Here is a 2,087-nt window from a genome sequence, read left to right as displayed (position 1 = left end):
GGTGGACACCAGCCAGTAGGGGGTGGGGTCGTCGGGGTCGTCGAGCACCAGCAACACCATGGGCTTGATCCATGAGCGGTACACCAGGAAGGCCGCCGGATCGAGTTGGCGGCCCATCGCCGCGCTCCGCGCGGACGGCGGCACCACGGCGCCCCGCCCGACAACCGCAGCCGGCAACAGCGCCTTGTGGGCGTGCAGCACGCCGTCGGCGTCCACACGCACCTGAATTCGGCTCATCGACACAAGGAGCCACGCGACCAGTGCCCCGATAACCGGATAGAAGACCACACTCCACGGCTTCTGGTAGGCGGCCATCTGCGCCTCGTAGCCGAGCAGCCCGACCACCACGGCGGCGAGCAGCCACCACCACAGCGGCACGGTCAGCCGTTCGGAGTAACGGTCGGGCCCGGCGGAACGGGATTGATCGGAGTTGCTCACGGACTCCAGCCTAACCGGACTGAGATCTGGCGGTGACCGGGGCAACCGTCCGCTGGCCGCCGAGTAGGCTGCCAGAGGTGACCTCGACTGGATCTGCTTCCGAGCCCTTGCGCATGGTGCGCGTGGACCCCGATTTGCCGCTGCCCCAGCGCGCTCACCCCGGTGATGCTGGCATCGACCTGTATTCGACCAGCGACCTGGAGTTGGCGCCGGGCCGCCGGCAGGTGGTGGGTACCGGAATCGCGATCGCGCTGCCGTTCGGGACCGTCGGATTGGTGCATCCGCGCTCCGGCCTGGCCGCTCGCGCCGGGCTGTCGATCGTGAACTCGCCGGGCACCATCGACGCTGGATACCGCGGGGAGATCAAGGTGTGCCTGATCAACCTGGATCCGGAAGCGCCGATCGTGATCGCCCGCGGCGACCGCATAGCTCAGCTTGTGGTGCAGCAGGTGGCCTTGCCCGATGTAGTGGAAGTGACCGAACTCGACGACACCGAGCGCGGGGCCGGGGGATACGGCTCCAGTGGTGGCCATGCGATTCTCGATCCGACCAACTCCAACACCCATCCGACAACTTAGGGGGCGCGCTGCGATGAGCAAGCATTCCATCGGCGATACCGCCGGACCGTACGACATCGACGAGCTGGCCACGCCGCCAGCCGACCTCGCCAACTCGCACCTGGACCTTGGTTCGGTGCTGGTGCCGGTGGTCGAGGGCGGTCAGGTGACCGTGGAGATGTCGCCCCAGCATGAGCCGGAAGCGGTCTACCTGGTGACGCCGGTCGGACGCATCGGCGTGCATGCCTTTGCGGCCCCGCGTAGCGGGGGACTGTGGCGCGAGGTGGTGCGCGAACTCACCGAGTCGCTGAGTGCTGAAGGGGCGACGACCGCGATCGCCGACGGGCACTGGGGCCGCGAGGTTGTTGCGGCGGTGCCAGGCGGACAGCACCGGTTTATCGGCGTCGACGGTCCACGGTGGATGGTGCGCTGCGTGGCCAGTGGCCCGGACGGCGACAGTGAGCAGCTTGCGCAACTGGCGCGCGCGGTGCTGGCCGAGACCGTCGTCCGCCGCGGTGACCAGCCTTTCCCGCCACGCGAAGTGCTGCCCCTGGTCTTGCCGCCGGTGCTCGCCGATCAGGTCTCCACCGCCCAGCAGCAGATGGCTCAGGATATGGGTGTGGGCGCCGACGGGACTCCGCTGATGTCGTCGCTGGATCAGGCGCCGACGGGCCGGGAGAGCGGCGCTGTGCCCGATGCCGCCCAGCCCGACACCGTGGTGCCCGGCGGTGCGGTGACACAGGCCGCCGCGGCGACGGTCTTCACCGAGGACCTGCCCCCGGTCGCCGGACCGGGTGGTTCGATCGCTGAGGCTGACGACGGGGCCGACGAGGCAGCGCGACCGCCGTCCGAGGGATCGGCTATGCAGCGCCTGCGCGGTCGCGGTCGCCGCCGCCGCTGATCAGCCCAGACCGGTGCCGGTCAGTCGGCGCCAGGAAGCCAGGCACGCCTCGCCCAGGAGTTCTTCGGCTGGCCCCCAGGTCGTCAGTGGCAGTTCGGTGAGTGCACCGCGGGGTGCGGCGGCGGCCCAGCTGCGGGCCACCTCGAGGGGGTGTAGTGGATAGTCGGGTGCACCGACGATGGCCCGTGGAA

The 2,087-nt window shown here is 69.8% G+C and carries 3 protein-coding genes and 1 pseudogene; 2 read left to right on the top strand and 2 right to left on the bottom strand.

Going from position 1 to position 2,087, the window contains the following annotated elements; genetic code table 11:
• Nucleotides 1-438, bottom strand: a 438-nt coding sequence (locus WAW85_RS14125; RefSeq protein WP_422560231.1) for a DUF3093 domain-containing protein, incomplete at its 3' end; no start/stop codon positions are given.
• Between the two features lie 113 nt (nucleotides 439-551).
• On the opposite strand from WAW85_RS14125, the gene dut reads away from it, so the two are divergent.
• Both dut and WAW85_RS14115 read left to right on the top strand, forming a co-directional pair.
• Nucleotides 552-1,016 carry a dUTP diphosphatase gene (gene dut / locus WAW85_RS14120; protein ID WP_422560232.1) on the top strand — a complete coding sequence of 155 codons (465 nt, stop codon included), beginning with the start codon at nucleotides 552-554 and terminating at the stop codon, nucleotides 1,014-1,016.
• A 13-nt stretch (nucleotides 1,017-1,029) separates the two neighbouring features.
• A complete protein-coding gene (locus WAW85_RS14115; RefSeq protein WP_422560230.1) occupies nucleotides 1,030-1,896 on the top strand; it encodes a DUF3710 domain-containing protein in 867 nt (288 codons plus the stop codon).
• Here WAW85_RS14115 and WAW85_RS14110 read toward each other — a convergent pair.
• Nucleotides 1,897-2,087 (bottom strand): annotated as a pseudogene (locus WAW85_RS14110) (alpha/beta hydrolase); the annotation flags it as partial.

The sequence above is a fragment of the Gordonia sp. (in: high G+C Gram-positive bacteria) genome, from assembly GCF_049299075.1.
In the GTDB taxonomy this organism is placed as follows: domain Bacteria; phylum Actinomycetota; class Actinomycetes; order Mycobacteriales; family Mycobacteriaceae; genus Gordonia.
Note: the sequence above shows the minus strand (reverse complement) of the source record. Positions and strands in the feature narration are given on the sequence as shown.